Annotated in this window: 20 protein-coding genes and 2 pseudogenes; 16 read left to right on the forward strand and 6 right to left on the reverse strand. The window is 65.5% G+C overall.

All coding sequences use genetic code 11. The annotated features are described in order from the left end of the window. Positions 1–126 precede the first annotated feature (126 nt). The 6 genes and pseudogenes from KZI27_RS00640 to KZI27_RS00665 all read left to right on the forward strand — a co-directional run bounded on the left by KZI27_RS00640 (position 127) and on the right by KZI27_RS00665 (position 4,549). A pseudogene (locus KZI27_RS00640) lies at positions 127–1,280 on the forward strand (IS3 family transposase). Positions 1,281–1,487: 207 nt separating this feature from the next. Then, on the forward strand, positions 1,488–2,111 hold the full coding sequence (locus KZI27_RS00645; protein ID WP_222657443.1) for a SipW-dependent-type signal peptide-containing protein: 624 nt from the start codon (positions 1,488–1,490) through the stop codon (positions 2,109–2,111). Between the two features lie 13 nt (positions 2,112–2,124). Beyond that, entirely contained in the window at positions 2,125–2,766 is a 642-nt protein-coding gene (locus KZI27_RS00650) for a hypothetical protein (RefSeq protein ID WP_222657444.1), read from the forward strand. Beyond that, a complete protein-coding gene (locus KZI27_RS00655; protein WP_222657445.1) occupies positions 2,763–3,146 on the forward strand; it encodes a hypothetical protein in 384 nt (127 codons plus the stop codon). Before KZI27_RS00650 ends, KZI27_RS00655 begins: the two co-directional genes overlap by 4 nt. A gap of 511 nt (positions 3,147–3,657) precedes the next feature. Next, positions 3,658–4,164: a hypothetical protein gene (locus KZI27_RS00660; protein ID WP_222657446.1), complete on the forward strand. Its 507-nt coding sequence runs from the start codon at positions 3,658–3,660 to the stop codon at positions 4,162–4,164. Between the two features lie 229 nt (positions 4,165–4,393). Next, positions 4,394–4,549 carry a hypothetical protein gene (locus KZI27_RS00665; RefSeq protein WP_222657447.1) on the forward strand — a complete coding sequence of 52 codons (156 nt, stop codon included), beginning with the start codon at positions 4,394–4,396 and terminating at the stop codon, positions 4,547–4,549. A 201-nt stretch (positions 4,550–4,750) separates the two neighbouring features. Here the strand turns inward: KZI27_RS00665 and KZI27_RS00670 are convergent, their stop codons facing one another. From KZI27_RS00670 to KZI27_RS00690, 5 genes are all read right to left on the reverse strand, one after another. Further along, on the reverse strand, positions 4,751–5,395 hold the full coding sequence (locus KZI27_RS00670; RefSeq protein ID WP_222657448.1) for a TetR/AcrR family transcriptional regulator: 645 nt from the start codon (positions 5,393–5,395) through the stop codon (positions 4,751–4,753). A gap of 124 nt (positions 5,396–5,519) precedes the next feature. Then, positions 5,520–5,969 (reverse strand): MarR family transcriptional regulator, encoded by a 450-nt coding sequence (locus tag KZI27_RS00675; RefSeq protein ID WP_222657449.1) that lies wholly within the window; start codon positions 5,967–5,969, stop codon positions 5,520–5,522. Then, a complete protein-coding gene (locus KZI27_RS00680) occupies positions 5,966–6,934 on the reverse strand; it encodes a hypothetical protein (protein ID WP_222657450.1) in 969 nt (322 codons plus the stop codon). Before KZI27_RS00680 ends, KZI27_RS00675 begins: the two co-directional genes overlap by 4 nt. Positions 6,935–6,972: 38 nt before the next feature. After that, on the reverse strand, positions 6,973–7,503 hold the full coding sequence (locus tag KZI27_RS00685; protein WP_222657451.1) for a WxL domain-containing protein: 531 nt from the start codon (positions 7,501–7,503) through the stop codon (positions 6,973–6,975). A 462-nt stretch (positions 7,504–7,965) separates the two neighbouring features. Then, on the reverse strand, positions 7,966–8,874 hold the full coding sequence (locus tag KZI27_RS00690) for an NAD(P)-dependent oxidoreductase (RefSeq protein ID WP_222657452.1): 909 nt from the start codon (positions 8,872–8,874) through the stop codon (positions 7,966–7,968). A 317-nt stretch (positions 8,875–9,191) separates the two neighbouring features. On the opposite strand from KZI27_RS00690, the gene KZI27_RS00695 reads away from it, so the two are divergent. The 6 genes from KZI27_RS00695 to KZI27_RS00715 all read left to right on the forward strand — a co-directional run bounded on the left by KZI27_RS00695 (position 9,192) and on the right by KZI27_RS00715 (position 12,221). Next, entirely contained in the window at positions 9,192–9,350 is a 159-nt protein-coding gene (locus KZI27_RS00695) for a hypothetical protein (RefSeq protein ID WP_181437491.1), read from the forward strand. A gap of 103 nt (positions 9,351–9,453) precedes the next feature. Next, on the forward strand, positions 9,454–9,633 hold the full coding sequence (locus KZI27_RS00700; RefSeq protein ID WP_181437492.1) for a hypothetical protein: 180 nt from the start codon (positions 9,454–9,456) through the stop codon (positions 9,631–9,633). 188 nt (positions 9,634–9,821) lie between these two features. Then, positions 9,822–10,196, forward strand: a complete 375-nt coding sequence (locus KZI27_RS00705; protein WP_181437493.1) for a MarR family transcriptional regulator — start codon at positions 9,822–9,824, stop codon at positions 10,194–10,196. A gap of 1,280 nt (positions 10,197–11,476) precedes the next feature. After that, entirely contained in the window at positions 11,477–11,653 is a 177-nt protein-coding gene (locus KZI27_RS00710; RefSeq protein WP_222657453.1) for a hypothetical protein, read from the forward strand. Then, on the forward strand, positions 11,650–11,772 hold the full coding sequence (locus KZI27_RS20140) for a hypothetical protein (RefSeq protein WP_261783840.1): 123 nt from the start codon (positions 11,650–11,652) through the stop codon (positions 11,770–11,772). The genes KZI27_RS00710 and KZI27_RS20140 overlap by 4 nt, the downstream gene beginning before the upstream one ends. Before the next feature lie 149 nt (positions 11,773–11,921). Further along, a complete protein-coding gene (locus tag KZI27_RS00715) occupies positions 11,922–12,221 on the forward strand; it encodes a MarR family winged helix-turn-helix transcriptional regulator (RefSeq protein ID WP_222657454.1) in 300 nt (99 codons plus the stop codon). Between the two features lie 310 nt (positions 12,222–12,531). On the opposite strand, the gene KZI27_RS00720 is transcribed toward KZI27_RS00715, so the two are convergent. Next, positions 12,532–13,671: an FAD-dependent oxidoreductase gene (locus KZI27_RS00720; RefSeq protein ID WP_111085062.1), complete on the reverse strand. Its 1,140-nt coding sequence runs from the start codon at positions 13,669–13,671 to the stop codon at positions 12,532–12,534. Between the two features lie 78 nt (positions 13,672–13,749). Between KZI27_RS00720 and KZI27_RS00725 the strand changes: the two genes are divergently transcribed. The 4 genes and pseudogenes from KZI27_RS00725 to KZI27_RS00735 all read left to right on the forward strand — a co-directional run bounded on the left by KZI27_RS00725 (position 13,750) and on the right by KZI27_RS00735 (position 16,420). Continuing rightward, positions 13,750–14,451: a TetR/AcrR family transcriptional regulator gene (locus KZI27_RS00725; RefSeq protein WP_222657455.1), complete on the forward strand. Its 702-nt coding sequence runs from the start codon at positions 13,750–13,752 to the stop codon at positions 14,449–14,451. 606 nt (positions 14,452–15,057) lie between these two features. Then, a pseudogene (locus tag KZI27_RS20145) lies at positions 15,058–15,537 on the forward strand (recombinase family protein); the annotation flags it as partial. Between the two features lie 124 nt (positions 15,538–15,661). Continuing rightward, on the forward strand, positions 15,662–15,868 hold the full coding sequence (locus KZI27_RS20150; RefSeq protein WP_261783841.1) for a hypothetical protein: 207 nt from the start codon (positions 15,662–15,664) through the stop codon (positions 15,866–15,868). Between the two features lie 258 nt (positions 15,869–16,126). Beyond that, positions 16,127–16,420 (forward strand): WXG100 family type VII secretion target, encoded by a 294-nt coding sequence (locus KZI27_RS00735; RefSeq protein WP_126889958.1) that lies wholly within the window; start codon positions 16,127–16,129, stop codon positions 16,418–16,420. Positions 16,421–16,499 lie beyond the last annotated feature (79 nt).

A 16,499-nucleotide genomic window follows, 5' to 3' on the forward strand; every position in this document is an offset into this window, starting at 1 on the left:
CGCACCCGGCTCTCCCGTTTCCCGGAGAAAGAGGGACTGCTGCAGGTTTGGTTGACTCTGACGTGCCCCACGGTTTGGTTACCCGCAATCCTCTGCGGATCGGGCCCGTTTTGAGAGGCTCCAACCATGCCACGACCGTTTCCACCGGAGTTCCGTCGACGGGCCGTCGCGCTCGTCCGCGCCGGCAAACCGATCACGACCGCAGCAGTCGAGCTCGGCGTGAGCGCAGCAGCCATCCATAACTGGGTTCGTCAGGACCAGATCGACCGCGGGGAACGGCCCGGCGTCACGACACCGGAGAGCATCGAGCTCGCAAAGGCGAAGAAGCGGATCCGGCAGCTCAAGGAGGAAGTCGCGATTCTGAAGAAGGCATCGAAACTGCTCGGGGAAGACCGGCCCGGCCCAAAAGGATCCACCCGGTGATCGACCGTCTCCTCGAGGACGGTCACCGGGCCAAAGTCTGCTGCCGGCTCCTGGGCGTGAGTAGCCCCGGCTACTACAAGTACCGGAACCGGCCGCTCTCGCCCACGCAGATGCGACGGCAGTGGCTGACCGGTCTGATCCGGGAAGTGCACGCCGCGTCCCGGCAGACCTACGGTTCCCGGCGCGTGCATGCCGAGCTGACGCTCGGGATGAGTGTGACGGTGAGCGAGCGGCTCGTCGCGCTGCTGATGTCCCAGGCCGGGATCGTCGGCCTGCCGGGTCCCGGCAGGGTGAAGCGGCTCTCCGGCGTCGCGACCGCCAACGATCTCGTGCACCGGAAGTTCCACCGACTCGCGCCGAACGAGCTGTGGGTCACCGACATCACCGAGCATCCGACGCGGGAAGGGAAGGTCTACTGCTGCGCGGTGATGGACACCTTCTCACGGAAGATCGTGGGCTGGTCGATCGACTCCAGCCAGGACACCCACCTCGTCGTCAACGCCCTCGACATGGCCATCAAAGCACGGCGACCAAGAGCCGGTGGCATCGTGCACGCCGACCACGGCGTCCAGTTCACATCCTGGGCGTTCACCAGCAAGATCCGCGACGCGGGCCTGATGCCCTCGTTCGGCACCATCGGCGACTGCTACGACAACTCCATGATGGAGTCGTTCTGGTCGAGCATGCAGATCGAGCTGTTGAACCGGAAGAAATGGCGCACCCGCACCGAGCTCGCGAACGCGATGTTCGAATACATCGAAATCTTCTACAACCGGCAACGCCGGCACTCGAAACTCGGATACACCACACCCATCGAGCACGAACTACGCTTCACCACGACACCCATCCCCGCCTGAACTTCAGAGCGAAACGGGTAACCAGACCGTAGGGCACGTCAAGACGTCAACCGCACCCGGGGCAGACCCCTCGTTCATGAGTTCATCCACTGGGCGCATGTCGGCAGTATCTGCCTCGTACAGCGTTGTCGATCAGGGGTTGCGAGCGTAGGGTGCCGCGTATCGGGAGATGAACATGTCTCCACTATGTGTTCGGGGGATGTGGATATGTCTGAAGCTGTGGTGCCGCGTTCAGGGCGGCGGAACAAGAAGAAGACGATTCTTGCGGTGTTGGCTGGTGGCCTGGTGCTGGGGGTGGGAGCGGTCGTCACGCTCGCCGCTTGGCAGGACGATGAGTTCGCGCACGGCACGTTCACCTCGAGCGGTGATTTCCAGCTGCTCGGTCAGGTGGACGCCGCGGAGGGGTTCACTGACCACGCCACGAGCCCTGGCGGTGAGCTCTCGTTCGACTTGAACGCGTCATCTCTCGCGCCGAACATGGTGTCGTACTCGCCCTATGGGGTCGAGTTGGCAGCGGGCACTACCGTGCCGGCAACGGTGACGGTGACAGCGGGGGCAACAACCGGGACGGTTGATGACCTGACGTACGGCATCTACGCGGTTGACGCGTTCACGTGTGATGCGGCAGCCGTCACAGGCGGCACAGCAGTGGTCCCCGAGGGCACCGCGATCACGACGGTCCCTGCCGATACAGCATTCGATCTGGGCGCGGCAACCGCGGACGCTCCGGGCGCCCCGCAGTACTTGTGCCTGGTGGTGACGACCGGAGATGACTTGGCAACGGGGCAGTCCGGGACAGCGACCTGGCAGTTCCAGGCGGCATCACAATAGGTCGGCACCGACCATGCCCAGCTCCACCAAGAGACGGCGACGCCCGGCCGTGCTGGTCCGCGGTTTTCTGGCGTTAGGCCTCGTACTCGGTGTCGCGGCAGCAGCAACCGACGCGCAGTGGACCGACCAGGAATACGGCACCGGCACGTTCACGGCCGGCACGTTCGGGCTGCAATCCTCGGCAGATGGGGCGACGTTCACGGACCATCCGGCCGGGTCGCCAGCGTCATTGACGTTCAACGCGACGGCCATGTATCCGGGCCTGACGCTCGCCGCGCCCTTTGCCGTCCGTACGGCTCCTGGCTCTCTCGGTGGAGCTGTGTCACTTGCGTCCCCGACAACGTCCGGGGATACCACGTTCCTGGCAACCCTCAACTACAAGATCTACGCCGACACCGCCAGCGGATGCACACCAACCTCCACCCCGAGCAGCTCCGGGACGTGGGTCGCTGGGAACGCAACCACGTATCTATCCGGCCTCACCGCGGCGACTCCCGCGAACACGCGAACACTGCCTGCAGCATCCGGGACAACACCGGGGAATCCAGTGTTCTACTGCCTCATCGTCCAACTGCCCCTGACAGCACCGAACTCGGTGCAGGGGGCAACCGCCACCGCCAACTGGATCGTCACCGGAACACCCCCAACCACATGACCAGCACAGACCCCACTCCCCCGCGCATCCGCCGCGGTCCACTGAATGTGGTGCGCGGCGTGCTGCTGAACGTTGCCGCGGCCGGCGGCGCAATCTGCATCGTCATGGTCATCCTGGCATTCGGCTTCCACATCACGTTGATCATGTTCCGCACCGGTTCAATGTCGCCCGCGATCCCGACCGGATCCCTCGCCGTTGTCAAGCAGATCCCCGCCGCGCAGGCCCAGGTGGGGCAAGTCGTCACCGTCGACCGTCCCGGGCAGCTCCCGATCACACACCGTGTCGTGACAACAAACCCACGCAACGACGGTTCCGCAACGCTTCGGCTGGCTCCCGGGCAACGTTCCGCCTCACCCCCGGCGTCCCCGCGCACTGGGTAATCGGGATCACCACCCAACCGATCAGCACGACGACGCTTCTCAGCCGTGTCACCGCCACCGGGGCACTCGCCGACGCATCACCGACCGCACTGGTGATCTCCCTCGCCAGCTGCACTGCACCCTGGCAAGGCGCCTCCTGCCGAGCCACGGAACACCAGATCCTCACCACCACCCCGCTCCCCGTCCTCGCCGACGCCACCGATTCCGGTTCCGTCGTCGACACCAGCACCATTCCAGCCCGCACCTACCTCCTTGCGTCGGTGCTCCAACCAAGCCGGTCGCCGGTCACCACCAGTCAGAGCGCGGAAATCACCATCACGATCTCCGCAACCGGCGATGACCCGCCGGCCACAGAACACCCGGCCAACACCGCCCTAGCCCCACCTCCGGACAGCCAACTCGCCTACACCGGCACCCGAATCGGACTCGCAACCCTCCTCGCCGCTGCGAGTGTCACGCTCGGTGTTTCCCTCGCTGCTTCCGCACGCCGCGCACACCGCCGAGAACAGCCATGAACCGAACTGCCCGAGCAGTCAGCGTCACCCTCGCACTCGCGGGCCTGCCCCTATCCGCCGTCCTCGCCCCACAACCCAGCGTCGCCCAGTGGTCCGACAACGAGACCGCTTCCTCCCCGCTCACGGCCGCGGCTTTGCCTGCCCCAACCTTCGACAGTTGCAGCAACACCGCCGGGAACATCACCATCACCTGGCACTACACCACCACCAGCATCCCGAACCTGACCGCGACAAACATGCAATGGAGCGCTTCCAACGGGGTGCTGCAACAACTGACGAACATCATCACCCCTAGCAACACCAGCACCACCGGGCCAAACACCGCCGACCGCTACCAGACCACGATCACCGCTGGCGCCCTCAGCAACGTCGTATCCCTGAGCTCCTTCGTCATCCAGTCCCAAACCGCTCTCGGCAACTGGACCGCTCTCAGCACCAACAGCGCCCAAGGCGTCAGCACCGGCCTGATCGGTCTCGGCACCTACACCTGCACCCTCACCTAACATCCCGCCACTGCTAGCTCCGCGGGCATGCTGCCTCTGAGCTGGGTACGGTGGCAGGTCATGACACGGATGTGGACACGCAGACCGCACCGACTCACGCTCCCCGCTGCAGCCGTCGGGCTACTACTCGGCATCGGACTGCTGCTGAGCCCCTGGGATGGCCTGGTCACCGTCGCCGCGTACGAATTCCGATGCGACATCGTCCAATGACTCCCGGTATGACGGGTGTATGAGCCATTACGAGATGGATGACACGGCGGACCCGGTCCGAATCATGACGATCCGCCGGCTGCGGAAACTGCGATGCCAGGGACAATCCGCTGCCGATGCGGTGGGTGAGCCGCTCCTGGATGACCTGTTCGAGAACGCCACCCGGGAACGCTGATCGCCACCGGCGAATAGCAACGAGCACACGGCGGTGGATCCGCTACCAGCAGTGGTGCGGTGCTAACGGCGCACCGCTCACGGGGTCTCTTGGGGCCTGGCTCCCCGGTACGACGAACTCGTAATCGTCTGCCCGTCAGGCGCTTACCGTTCCGAAGGTGTACCGCGCCGACTCGCCGTCATGTTGACCGAGCAACCCAGTTCAGTTTGTGCTGGGCCGCGGGATTTGCGTCACCTCGTCGAGCATCGCGTCCGAGCTGGGAAGTCCGAGTCCGGCGACCGTGTCTCCCCAAGCTGTCATGAGTCGGCGAGTCGTTGGGACCTCTTTGATGCCGTGGACCCCAGCAGACCATACGCCAAGGGTGGATATGAGGATCCGGTCCATCACTTCGTCGGCACTCACCACGATGCCAGGAAGATCATCGAGGGTCAGTTGGATCTGCGCGGTTCCGTAGGTACGCCAGGAGAACACCGATCGGGGAAGCGTGAGGTTCACCGCTTCAGCATCAGTCAGCAACCGGACCGTCGCAGCAGCGAACGGATTGGCTTCGGCATCGAGGACGATGGTCAGCATGACGCTGAAGAGGCGCACGAGCCCAGCCGGAACCTGTTCGGCGTGCTGTAACAGCAGCCGCCACTCGTCGTACTGCTGCTCAGTCACCGCGAGGGCGATGTCCTGCTTCGATGCGAACTGATGGTGTCCCACTGCCGACTTCGGCCGTCCCATCGCCGCAGCGATACTCGCGATACTCGTCCCGCCGTAGCCTCTCGTTGCGAACTCTGTCGCGGCGGCAGCGAGGATCGCCTTGCGAGTCTCCGCCTTGTGTTCCTGACGCCGGTTCACCACGACATCAAACTATGGGAGCGTGCCTCTCCCCATCTGGGAGTCCAACATGTGTCGCCGACCGAGGAGCGCACCACGGATGCCGTGAGCGAGTTCGAGCCTTCAGCGGGGACCGGTGAACAACAACCTATCCAGCGTTCGTTTGTCGGAACACCCAAGCGACGTGGTTGGTGAGCTGGACGAAGACGTCGATGTGCTCAGCTGGAGCGGACTGTTGCAACGCGTCGCGGTAGGCCGCTCGAAGGGAATCAACCAAGGCGAAGCCATTCGCGGTGAGTGCGATCCGCACGCTCCGGCGGTCCTCGGGGTTCCCGAGTCGCTCGAGGAGCCCTCGTTGGGCGAGCCGGTCGAGGAGCGCGGTGACTGCCCCACTCCCTCTCGCGAGGAATGTGGCGAGCGCCTTCGGCGTGCGGACTTCGTCGATCGCACCGAGGAACTTCAGCGCTCGGAGATCGACCGGGTTGAGGTCGTGCGCCGCCGCGAAGTGCTGCATGAGGTGTGCATGCCCGACCTGCATGTTGTAGAACGCCGTGACCGTAGCGTCGGTGACGCGGCCGTGCTCATCGGCCCCCGTCATGGGTGTCGTCTGGTGTGTCGGCGGCGGAGGATGACGACAACACCACCGGTGACGGCGAGGAGAACCACACCCGAGATGAGGGCGATGAGCACTGGTGAGCTCGCGTCCTGGTTCCGAGTGGTCTCGGCGGGGAAGGTGATCCGGGTGGTGTTGCTGCGGGTGAGGTTGCCGCTGCGGAGGGTGATGGTTGCCGTCCAGGGGCCACGGGTGATCGCCGATGCGGTTGGGATGCGGATCCGGCTGCTCTGTGCTGGGGCGAGAGTTGTGGCGGCGTTGGTCATGAAGGGGCCGGCGCTCGTGTGTCCCGGGCCGTCGGTCAGCGTGGCCTGTCCGGTGATGTCCACGGCCGTGTTGCCGGTGTTCTTCACCACCGCGGTCAGGGTTGGTTTGCCATCGTCCGTTCTGGTCGCGGACAGCTTGCTGATCGTGAAGTCCGGGGGGCTGTTCCTCGTTGCGACGTTGATGTAGGCGCGGATGCCGACACGGTTGACGACCGCGATGCGTCCGTGAGAACTCGCGTTTGTGGATCGCATCTGTGCCCATATTGCGGCGTAGCGCTCTCCGGCGGTGGCCGTCGTGGGGATCTTGGTGGTCGTGGTGATCGTCGCGTGGTCGCCGTTGGGGATGGTGACCACGGCGGTGCTGGGGACGATCCAGCGGGCGAGCTCGTTCTGTGTGGCGCCGTTGGCAGTGAACCGGCCGTGGCGGATGGATGCGGCCGTCGCGGCGATCTGTACCCGCTGCGTCTTCCCGGTGGTGTTGGTGATCTGCAGGCGCCGAGTGATTGTTGTCCCGGGCTCGGCGGTTTGCACGATGTACTCCCGTGCTCGCGGGTCGCTTGCTTGCTCGGCGGGAAAGTCCAGGAGCCGGATTCCAAGTCCCGCTGCTGGTGTGGGGGTGGTGGCCTGCTGGGCGGCGAAGGCCGGCGCTGCGGCGAGGAGGCCGGTGATGGTCAGGATCGTCATGGCGGAGGCTTTCACCGCCCAGCGGGCACCGGTGCGCACTAGAGCACGGAGTGGGTGATGGTGGTGGCGTAGTCGCCCGCGGCGAGAGCGTCGCCCGGAACGGTGAGGCTGATTGTCTCGTCCCATGTTGCCGTGTTGTTGCCGGAGACCCCGCTCGCGGTCTGTACGGCTGCGTTGGCTGCACCGCCGACCGTGGTGGATGCGGTGACTGTGGCGGTGCCGGTGACCGCGGCGTCCGCTGCGGTCACGGCGATGTTGCTCGCGCTGATCGTCGTGCCGAGAGCTGCCGATGTCACGTCGGTTGCGGTTGCGGATGCGACCCAGCCAGCTGTTCCTGCGCGGGCGTCGGTGACCTGAATCCCGGACAGCGTCGCGGTACCGGCGGAGCCGGGAGTGATCGCTCCGAGATCAAGCGCGGTGGGGGCGCTGATCGAGAGATCGCCAGCGGCGACCTCTGCGGTCACCGTGGTGTCTTGCGTGGTTGCGGCGGTTGCGGGTTGCGCGGCGATGCCGACGCCGACGATGACGGCAGCTGCTGCAGCTGTCGCGGCGATGATGCGCTTGTTCACGGTGTAGGTCTCTTTCTAGGAAGCGGTCCGGGTCGGGCCCGGCCTGGATTGGTGTTGTGATCTGCGGCCACGGAGCAGTCGCAGGGCACCCGGATCGGTTCGCCCGTCCGCAGAGAGCGGAACGTTTCCACGTGTGGCGAACGGTGTGCACGGAGTGCGGTGTTCAACGGAACCTCCCGACGTGAGAGCGGGGCGATGATCGATGGTTGACGAGCCGCAGAGCGAGAATGCGGGACGGCTTCTACATGAGGAACTCGTGCCGCCGCCGAAACCCGAATACGCCGGCGACACGAGGGAAGCGTCCATGGCCTGATGTGCCACAGTTGCAAGACGATCGTATGACGAACAGGCGCGGCGAACTAGACCCACAAACAGGGCACCAACGCTCCGGCAACGGTGCAGCCCACGCGTTCTCCGGTCCGAGAGCGCAGAACCCGCGACGGAGGTGTCCCAAACCAGGCTCTACCTGCGCAGCTGCCGGCCCGACTGTTCCTCGATGAGCCGGGCACCGAGGAGTTCCCCAAGCGCAGGGCCGAATCGGTCACTTGCGTCGCGGTGGAGTGCCGCTGACGCGTCGAGCACAGGCATGGCGACGCCGGCCACAGTGCCGATGGCCGCGACGGTGTCGAGCTCCTCGGCAACCCGGTCGATAGCGAACGTCTTGAGGTAGTTCCCATCCAACAGTCGGTCGAGGTCACGGTCCAGAAATCGGCTTCCACCGGCGCTCCCGCGAAGGAGGCGATGCAGGTGCTCGGTCGGCAATCCATGCGCACTGCCAACGAGCATCGCTTCGGAACCCGCGAGAGTGTGAGCGAACCACAAGGCATTAGCGAGGAGCTTCACGATCTGACCATCCTCCGCGCGGCGGCCGCACCACCGGATCCCATCATCGGCCGCCAAGAGACCGAGCACGGGTGTGGCTCGTTCAATGGCGGCATCGGTCCCGCTCACGAAGAACACCAGCTCACCCGCGATCGCTTCCGGGACCGACCCACCCATCGGTGCGGTCACGACGTCGATGCCGTAGCGATGCGCGTCAGCACCGAGAACACGCGTTGTGCGCGGATCCCCCGACGTGAGATCAATCCACAGGGCACCGGACGGGAGCACCGGCAACGCTGACCGCATCACGCTGGCGAGCTCCTCAACTCCGGGAAGCACCGTCACGAGGACATCGCAAGCACCAGCGAGCTCTTCAAGCGAAGACACTCGTGCATCATCAAACCCTGCTTCGCGAATCCGTTCTCCGTGAACGTCGTAGACCGAAACCGGATGCGCGTCCCGAAGCGCCTGCGCAATCGGAGCACCCATCCGGCCAAGGCCCACCGCCCCGACCTTCATCCGCTGCTGCGTGGAGATATCCTGATCCATTGACTCACCCTGACACTGCACACCATCAGCATCGACGCCATCCGGCCCGGACCCTCCTCCTATTTACCAGCCGAGGCCGACGCGGCTGAGCCAGCAGGATGGGGACGCCAACCCATGACGCCCCTCATGGCATCCAAAACATCGCGGATCAGCGTCACAGCGCCAGCTCATGCAGGACTTCGCTCGATGCTCGCGATTGTTCACCGCGGGAAAAGTACACTCTGCGGATAGTTTCTTGCGCGAACCATCGGGAGTATGGGACGGTCGACGCATCCCCGGGGAACCGGGCCACCACACCAGATGGAAGGGAGCGGGCGATGCCACTCACCCCTAACCCGAGCACCACGAGGCTGTTCAGCCAGTTCACCGAAGTCCGCGAAGCAGCACACGCACGTGCCCTCATGATCGCAGGGACTGTCACCGGCACTGCCGCCCTGGCAGCAACCGGTGCTGCGGCCATCGCGTTCACACGGTGACTCCCAGCTCTCACGACGACCCGTTCGATGCGATCGAAACAGCATTGCCGGCGACGGAGCCGATCGATATGCGTCCGATCCTGGAACAGACAGGCCAGCACTGATGATCACCACCTACCAGCCGCCCTATTCCCCCGACGCCGTGACCACGCACCTCCCCATCGGGCTGACCGACTCCGCCGTGATCGCCTCCTACGTGATCCGCCGGATCGACGACCCCACCCTGCTCGCGAGCCCGGCCGGGCCCCGATACGCGGACTTCTTCACAGAACCCGCGCAGTAATCTGGACCCCGCCCGCACGTTTCGAGAGAGCACCTGACCCGATGCCGTTGACTGTTGTCCGTCACGAAGCCACGCACCTCTACGCTCGGGAACCCCGCACTCGGGAAGCGAAAGACGCGGTCAACGCGCTCCTGCGCCTTCACCGCGCCGAGGAACAGGAAGTTGAGCACGCTCGACGGGCCAGCGGGTTGACGAAGAACGAGTTCGCCGCGATCCGGTACCTCGTGCAAGCAGAACGCGACGGCCGGCAGATCAGCCCGAAAGACCTCGCAGTCATGCTGAACGTCTCGAACGCGTCCGTGACCAAGATTGTCGACAACCTCGTCCGGAAAGGTGAGCTCCGCCGCGAGCCCCACCCCACCGACCGCCGAGCCATGCTCCTCCACCCCATCGACGGCAGCGCGGCGAAGATCGACCAGGCCTACACCCGGTTCCACCAAGTCCTCGTCGAAGCCCTCGACCAGCTTCCCCCGGCAGACAACGCGCTCCTCGCCCGCCACCTCAACACCATCGCCACCACCCTCACCAGCGACAACGAACCCGCCGTCGGCGGCCAGGCATAACCACAGCGCCCCCACCGGACGATGTCCAGGACCCCATGAAAATCGACAGCGCTGTGACATCGGTGCCCGGTGAGCACGACCCGCTCCAGCAGCGAGAGCAGCTGACGGGGAACCCTTCGAAGGACCGCGCACTCCGGGAAAACTCAGCACTTGTGCGCACTCTTGGACTCAGCCAGCACGCTCTCCAGCGACTCCACGGCACCCGCCTCTAACCCGCCACGGACACGACTCCCCCGCAACGCAGTGCCCGCTACGAGCGGTATCGGGGCGTCATCAGCTCGGGAACAGGAAGGGTGGGGCCGCCGCATCAACCACCCTGGTTACCCTGATCGGATGGGAGCGGCAGCCCCCAGGCGCACATGGTGAGGCACGCCCGGACGCGCGGCCCGATAGGCCAGCAGCGCCACCAGTCAAGGTAGTCCCGCACTGTCGCCTACGCCGCGCCGCGGGCACTCCGCTCGCCATCACGTGTCGTCCAACAGTTCGACGCCATGCCGCAACAATGACCCACGAACTGGTCAACCGGTGCACAGTAGACGTCGTGGCGAGCCTGTTCGGGTCGGGACCGCCACCGAGGTGTCGGCACCGGTCCCCCCAACGGTGCCGGCACCTCTCCCACCGCAGACACACGGTACAAACCTAGAACCACCACACGCGCTCGTGAGGAGTTTCGATCCCGTGGGCTGCACGAGAACCAGGCCCGCGTGAGACAGAGCTTCCTTCCTCGAGTGCCTGATCGTTCACGACCACCAACGGTCCCGCCCCGCAACGTGCGGACCTGGGACGTGCGGGGCACCAACCCGACAACGACTCGGCTTCGAATGCTCCACGCAAGACGGGTCAGGGCGGCCCGTCCCGCTGCTCTTCGGGTGAGCGCGGGCCGGGCCGCTTCCCGGCCCACCGCAACATCATCGAGCGCTATTGCCTGACAACACGACCAGACAGGAACCGAGCAGCTTACCCATCGCCGTGGTGCTGCGAGGACGTCTGCCACTGGTTCGGGGCTGGGACAGACGCCCTCGCGCTACGACGCCGTCAGGTTCAACGCGATGGTCTTGACGAGGCCAGCCCGGTAACAGGGGGTCGGGCTCCCGCGGCTAGGGTCCGCAGGGCAACAAAACCGACCATACGTCAACAGCACACCCCAACCTCTCAGGAAATCCGGGAACACCGCGACGCACCGCCCTGATCCCGCGAAGAGACCCGATGCGGCACCCTTCGAGGCCGCGAGTGAAGCCGCCTGATGAGGGATGCCGGCGCATCCGCGTACGTTGCCAGCCATGACCGAGAACCCCCCAACACCGGATGGCTCGACGAACGTTTCCGATGCCGACCGGGACCGCACCGCCGATCTGCCCGACGGCTCCCCTACCGGAAACGCCACAGAAGATCCCAACCAGGACAGCGACACCAACTCGGGCGGAGAACCCACCTCCCCGGAACAGGACGCATCATGATCGACCCCGCACACCCCGATCACGACAAGCCTGCCGACGACGTCGCCAACCCGAAGGACGTCGACCCAATCGACGGCACCGACGAAAACGACCGCCCGGTCGACAATCCCTCCGGCTGACCTACCGTCCCTACGCCCCGCGGCCACGCGAGATCAACCGGTACCCGCTGTATCGCGCCATGCCGAGACGCATCACGGAGCAATCGGGTAACCGGTGCGCTGTGGAGTTGGCGGGCCCGTTCGGGTCAGCACCGCCACGAGGTGCTGACGTGCGTTCCCTGCCTCGCGCCTCCCGCATCGTGGCGCGGCTCGAGGCGGACGCGCTCATCACGAGATCCACCTGCAAGACCGATGGCCGAGCTGTCATCGTCACTTTGACACCTAAGGGCGAAGACGTCTTGAAGGCAGCCACGCCTCGTCACGACCGGCTCGTTCGAGAATTCCTCGTCGACGCCCTTTCCGCGGAGCAGCTGGCACAGCTGCGCAACATCGCCTCGACCCTCGAAGTCCACCTCCACCCCGACATGGCGTCACCCGTAGATCGCCAACGCGTTGTGACCGCCACCTGAGCGACCGTGCCTCGGGGCCCTGAGCGCGGAGAACAACCGTGCCGGGGGGGGTGTCATGGGTGCACGGTCGCAGACGTATACGCCAGAAGCGAGATGTCCCGGCTTTTTCGCATGTTCATCAGTGCTAGTCGGGCGACGTTGCCGCCGCTCGCGTCGTGTGAGACTCGGCGATGAGGCCACCTTGCGAGCCGCACCCGCCGCTGAGCGATCACAAAACGCCACCAACAAGCGATAAAGCCCACACTCAGGGGGGAGCGGTCGTGGCCGGCGATCGTCCGGTGGACGACCGGCTTACGAGACAGACGTTGCGTCAGCTCGCGGCGTCCTCCGCGGTCCCGTTCAGCAGGTTCGCGAGTCCCTCGGGTGCGCGGGCGCCGAAGATGAGGTCGATGGTCTCGTGTGCGGCGATGGCTTCTTCCTCGGCGCGGGCGAACATGACCTCCTCGTAGGCGGTGAGCGCGGCGTCGATGTCGTCCGGGTGGGCAACGATCGCCTCGGCGAGCTCGGCGCCGTCGAGCATCGCGGTGTTCGCGCCTTCGCCACCGGGGAGTGTGACGTGCGCTGCATCGCCGATGAGGGTCACGCCTGGGGTGTGCGGCCACCGGTGGTCGTCGGGGAGCTTGTAGATGCTCCGCAGCACGGGAGGCGTATCGGCATCTGCAATCAGCGCGACGAGCTCGGGCGCCCAGCCGTCGAACTCCGCGGCGATGCGCGCCTTGGTGCTTGCCGCGTCGGAGAAGTCGATGTCGTCGAACCAGCTGAGGGGTCTGCTCAAGATCACGTAAGTGTGGATGATCTCTCCCGCCTCGCGATGCGTAAGGAATCCTTTGCCTGGGATGAGGGCGTACATGGCGCCGTCGCCAGCAACCAGGGACGTCGTGCTGTGCCGTTCGTCGACGTCGTGGAGGAACGTGTCGATGTAGCTCATGCCCGCGTACACCGGCTTCTCGACGGAGACCAACGCTCGCACCTTCGACCACGTCCCCTCGGCGCCGACGAGCACGTCGCTGTGGGCGGTGGAGCCGTCCGTGAAGGTCAGCTCGTGGCGGCCGTCGCCGAGAGGGGCGACATCGCGGAGCTTCTTGCCCCACTGCACCGTGCCATCCGGGAGGGACTCGAGGAGGATCCGGCGGATGTCGCCCCGTCGCGCCTCGGGACTTGCCATCGACCCGTCGTCGGGCAGGTCGGCCAAAAGCGTGGCGTTCCGATCGAGGACGCGTTGTCCTGCGCCGCCGACATGGATGATCGACCGGTATTCGTTCATCAAGCCGGCCTCCTGGAGGGCGAGCTGCCCGTTGTGCTCGTGCAGGTCCAGCTGGCCGCCCTGGGAGCGGGCGCCGGCGTCGGCGTCTGCCTCGAACACAGTGACGTCGATGCCGTGCAGGTGCAGGACCCGGGCAAGGGTGAGGCCGCCGAGCCCGGCGCCGACGATGCTGACTGAAGGAGTCATGGTGTGCCTTTCTTCGAAGTTGGACCGTTGGTCCAACCGAAGTGTGGACCGACGGTCCACTTGTGTCAAGATGGGCACATGACGAACCCGGCGCCCCGCATCCACAAGCGCGTCGACGCCCTCTCCCGCGAGCAGATCGTGCAGGCGACGATCCGGCTGCTCGACTCATCCGGTGAGAGCGCGCTGACCGTCCGGGCGCTCACCGAGCATCTCTCGACCGGCCGTGGTGCGATCTACCACTACGTCACGGGCAAGGAGGAGCTCCTCGAGGCCGCAACGGACGGCATCATCAGCGCGGCGCTCGAGAGCCCCGCGAACGTTCTAGGCCCTCGCGAATCGCTCCGGCACCTCGCCCTAGCCGTGTTTGATGCCCTCACTGAGCACCACTGGGTAGGGAAGCAACTGGCGCGGGAGCCACGACAGCCTGCCGTCCTCCGCATTTGGAAGGGCATCGGAGCCGGCCTCGGGCGCTTGGGAGTGTCCGGCAGCGCCAGCGCTGATGCGGGAGCGGCGCTCATGAACTACCTGCTCGGAGCGGCGGCGCAGAGCGCAGCCGCCTCTCACCACTTGCTCTCCGACAGCGACAGGCAAGCATACCTGGAGGCATTCGCGGCCGAGCTGACCCGCAGCGACTCTGATGCCGTCTCTGAGCAGACTGCCGCGGCCCTCGTGGAGCATGACGACCGTGAGCAGTTCATCAACGGCCTGAACATCTTCCTCGCCGGCATCGAGACCGGCGGGGATACCAGCGTGCGCCTGTCCCACAACCCACTGCGATAGAGGTTCAGCGCGGAACGCAAGAGCGTCGGGCAGGGCTCAGCGTCCGATGAAAGATCCTTGGGTTCAGCTGGTCGTTGCAACACCACCGTGATTTGGAGTGTTGCAGATGGGATCCAGGCTGGAGCAGCGCGCCCGAGAGGCGCAATTCTGGGAGCTACTCGGACACGGCGTGAGCAGGCCCGCTGCTTGCGATGCTGTCGGGGTGCATCCAAGCCGGTGTTCGGTCTCGGTGATTCACCCGTCCGGTCGTACGTTGCGACGAAGAGTCAATGGGAGGCGGCGAACACCGCACACACCGTGGCATGGGTGACTGCAACGCTTTCGGTTGCCCTTCTGCTGGCTACTCTCGCCATCGGCGTCATGACGCGCCCGAAGATGCGGCCCCGCAACGGAGCTTGACTCAGATCACGTCCTAGGTGCCGTTAAGCACGAGGCGGCGGGTCCTGGCCTGTTAAGTCGCCGGGCGGATGTCCTCCACTTCGCCCGTAGTGTCGGCATCGGCGTCTTGTTCGGACTCTCCAGAGGCATGCGTGCTACCTCCGCTGCCGTACTCGGAAGGCCAAGCAGGTTCCGCCGCAGCGGCTTCGCCGCGTCAATGACAGCCTGGTGGTACTGCATCCCGCAAATTGCAGCGGCGGCGTCCGCGAGCAACGTGAAGCACTGATCACTGCCGGCGTCGCGACCGAACGCATCTACGTCGACCACGGCCGTTCCGGCACGAACCAAGCCCGCCCCGGCCTCGAACAGGCGATCGCCGCATGCTGGGCCGGCGACACCCTCGTCGTCACCAAGCTCGACCGACTCGCTCGCTCCGCCGTTGACGCCAGCACGATCGCCGCTGAGATCGCAACAAAGGACGTCCGTCTCAGCTTCAACGGCTCCGTGTACGACCCTCTCGACCCAACGGGGCGCATGATCTTCGGCATGCTGTCCGTGTTCGCGGAGTTCGAAGCGAACCTGGTCAGCGCCCGTACCCGGGAAGGCATGGCCACCGCTCGAGCGAAGGGCCGGCTGAAGGGGGGCAAGCCCAAGCTCTCGCCCAAACGCGAGGCGCTCCTGGTGTCGATGCACCGGTCCGGTGACTACACGACCGGCGAGCTCGCTGAGCTGTTCGACGTCGCCCGCGCCACCGTGTACAGGGCTATCGGTCGAGACAAGGTCAACGAGCCGGCACTGCCACTCCCCCGCCCGGCAGATCGAGATGGACGCGATGAAAGTCACCATGAAGCGCGACTACGGCGCGGACATCGCCGCGCTCCCCGCGTGGCACAAGTACGTCGCCGGCGGCCGCGTCGTCGCCAGCTGGACGAACCCGTTCATCTACGGCCAGGGCGTCAAACCGACCGGGTGGGGCTCGGACCAGGAGCGGGTCCCCGGCGACAAGGAAGCGTCCGGCGCATTGGTGCACAGTTTCTGAGTCCTCCTATCGGGGGACCGGACGTCCGCTCGGCGCGTCCCGACACGCCGGATGGCCCAGAATTTCATGACGGGTGACATACGAATACCGCTCGGCATCGACCGTGTGCCGGCGGCGATGTACTGGAATCTGCACAATCGTGTGAAGAAGTGCATTCCGCAACACGTCGGAAAACGTACCCCGGCAACCGGTTCCATCGTGAAATAACCTCTGATCTGTCCCTCGATCGGGGGTGCAGACGAACGACAGGAGCAGGCAATGCCCAACTTGAACGTGACCTACGGCGAGATGCAGGACGCCGCGACCCGACTCGTGAACGGTGAGCAGGACATCACCTCGAAGCTGCGTGAGCTGAAGTCGCTCGTCGACTCCCTCATCTCGGGCGGCTACGTCACGGACCAGTCGTCGGTTGCCTTCGGCAGCTCCTACCAGGAGTTCAACGACGGTGCGACGAAGACGATCGAGGGCCTCGAGGGCATGTCGATGTACCTGAACAAGGCGGCCGAGGCGCTCCAGCAGACCGACCAGGAACTCGCGAACGCCATCAAGTAGCGACCGCGAATCGGTCCCGGTCCTCGTCATGACGACGAGCACCGGGGCCGATCCGGTTCCGATCCCGTTCACCGACCAG

The organism is Curtobacterium sp. TC1 (assembly GCF_019844075.1).
Lineage (GTDB): Bacteria > Actinomycetota > Actinomycetes > Actinomycetales > Microbacteriaceae > Curtobacterium.

What these genes read in the sequence shown, in the direction of transcription:
- KZI27_RS00700 (WP_181437492.1), top strand. Translation starts at nt 9,454, where the DNA reads ATGATCACCACCTACCAGCCGCCCTATTCCCCCGACGCCGTGACCACG.
- KZI27_RS00680 (WP_222657450.1), bottom strand. Translation starts at nt 6,934, where the DNA reads ATGACGATCCTGACCATCACCGGCCTCCTCGCCGCAGCGCCGGCCTTC.
- KZI27_RS00665 (WP_222657447.1), top strand. Translation starts at nt 4,394, where the DNA reads ATGAGCCATTACGAGATGGATGACACGGCGGACCCGGTCCGAATCATG.
- KZI27_RS00695 (WP_181437491.1), top strand. Translation starts at nt 9,192, where the DNA reads ATGCCACTCACCCCTAACCCGAGCACCACGAGGCTGTTCAGCCAGTTC.
- KZI27_RS00735 (WP_126889958.1), top strand. Translation starts at nt 16,127, where the DNA reads ATGCCCAACTTGAACGTGACCTACGGCGAGATGCAGGACGCCGCGACC.
- KZI27_RS20150 (WP_261783841.1), top strand. Translation starts at nt 15,662, where the DNA reads ATGAAAGTCACCATGAAGCGCGACTACGGCGCGGACATCGCCGCGCTC.
- KZI27_RS00655 (WP_222657445.1), top strand. Translation starts at nt 2,763, where the DNA reads ATGACCAGCACAGACCCCACTCCCCCGCGCATCCGCCGCGGTCCACTG.
- KZI27_RS00660 (WP_222657446.1), top strand. Translation starts at nt 3,658, where the DNA reads ATGAACCGAACTGCCCGAGCAGTCAGCGTCACCCTCGCACTCGCGGGC.
- KZI27_RS00650 (WP_222657444.1), top strand. Translation starts at nt 2,125, where the DNA reads ATGCCCAGCTCCACCAAGAGACGGCGACGCCCGGCCGTGCTGGTCCGC.
- KZI27_RS00710 (WP_222657453.1), top strand. Translation starts at nt 11,477, where the DNA reads ATGACCGAGAACCCCCCAACACCGGATGGCTCGACGAACGTTTCCGAT.
- KZI27_RS00675 (WP_222657449.1), bottom strand. Translation starts at nt 5,969, where the DNA reads ATGACGGGGGCCGATGAGCACGGCCGCGTCACCGACGCTACGGTCACG.
- KZI27_RS00645 (WP_222657443.1), top strand. Translation starts at nt 1,488, where the DNA reads ATGTCTGAAGCTGTGGTGCCGCGTTCAGGGCGGCGGAACAAGAAGAAG.
- KZI27_RS00725 (WP_222657455.1), top strand. Translation starts at nt 13,750, where the DNA reads ATGACGAACCCGGCGCCCCGCATCCACAAGCGCGTCGACGCCCTCTCC.
- KZI27_RS00690 (WP_222657452.1), bottom strand. Translation starts at nt 8,874, where the DNA reads ATGGATCAGGATATCTCCACGCAGCAGCGGATGAAGGTCGGGGCGGTG.
- KZI27_RS00720 (WP_111085062.1), bottom strand. Translation starts at nt 13,671, where the DNA reads ATGACTCCTTCAGTCAGCATCGTCGGCGCCGGGCTCGGCGGCCTCACC.
- KZI27_RS20140 (WP_261783840.1), top strand. Translation starts at nt 11,650, where the DNA reads ATGATCGACCCCGCACACCCCGATCACGACAAGCCTGCCGACGACGTC.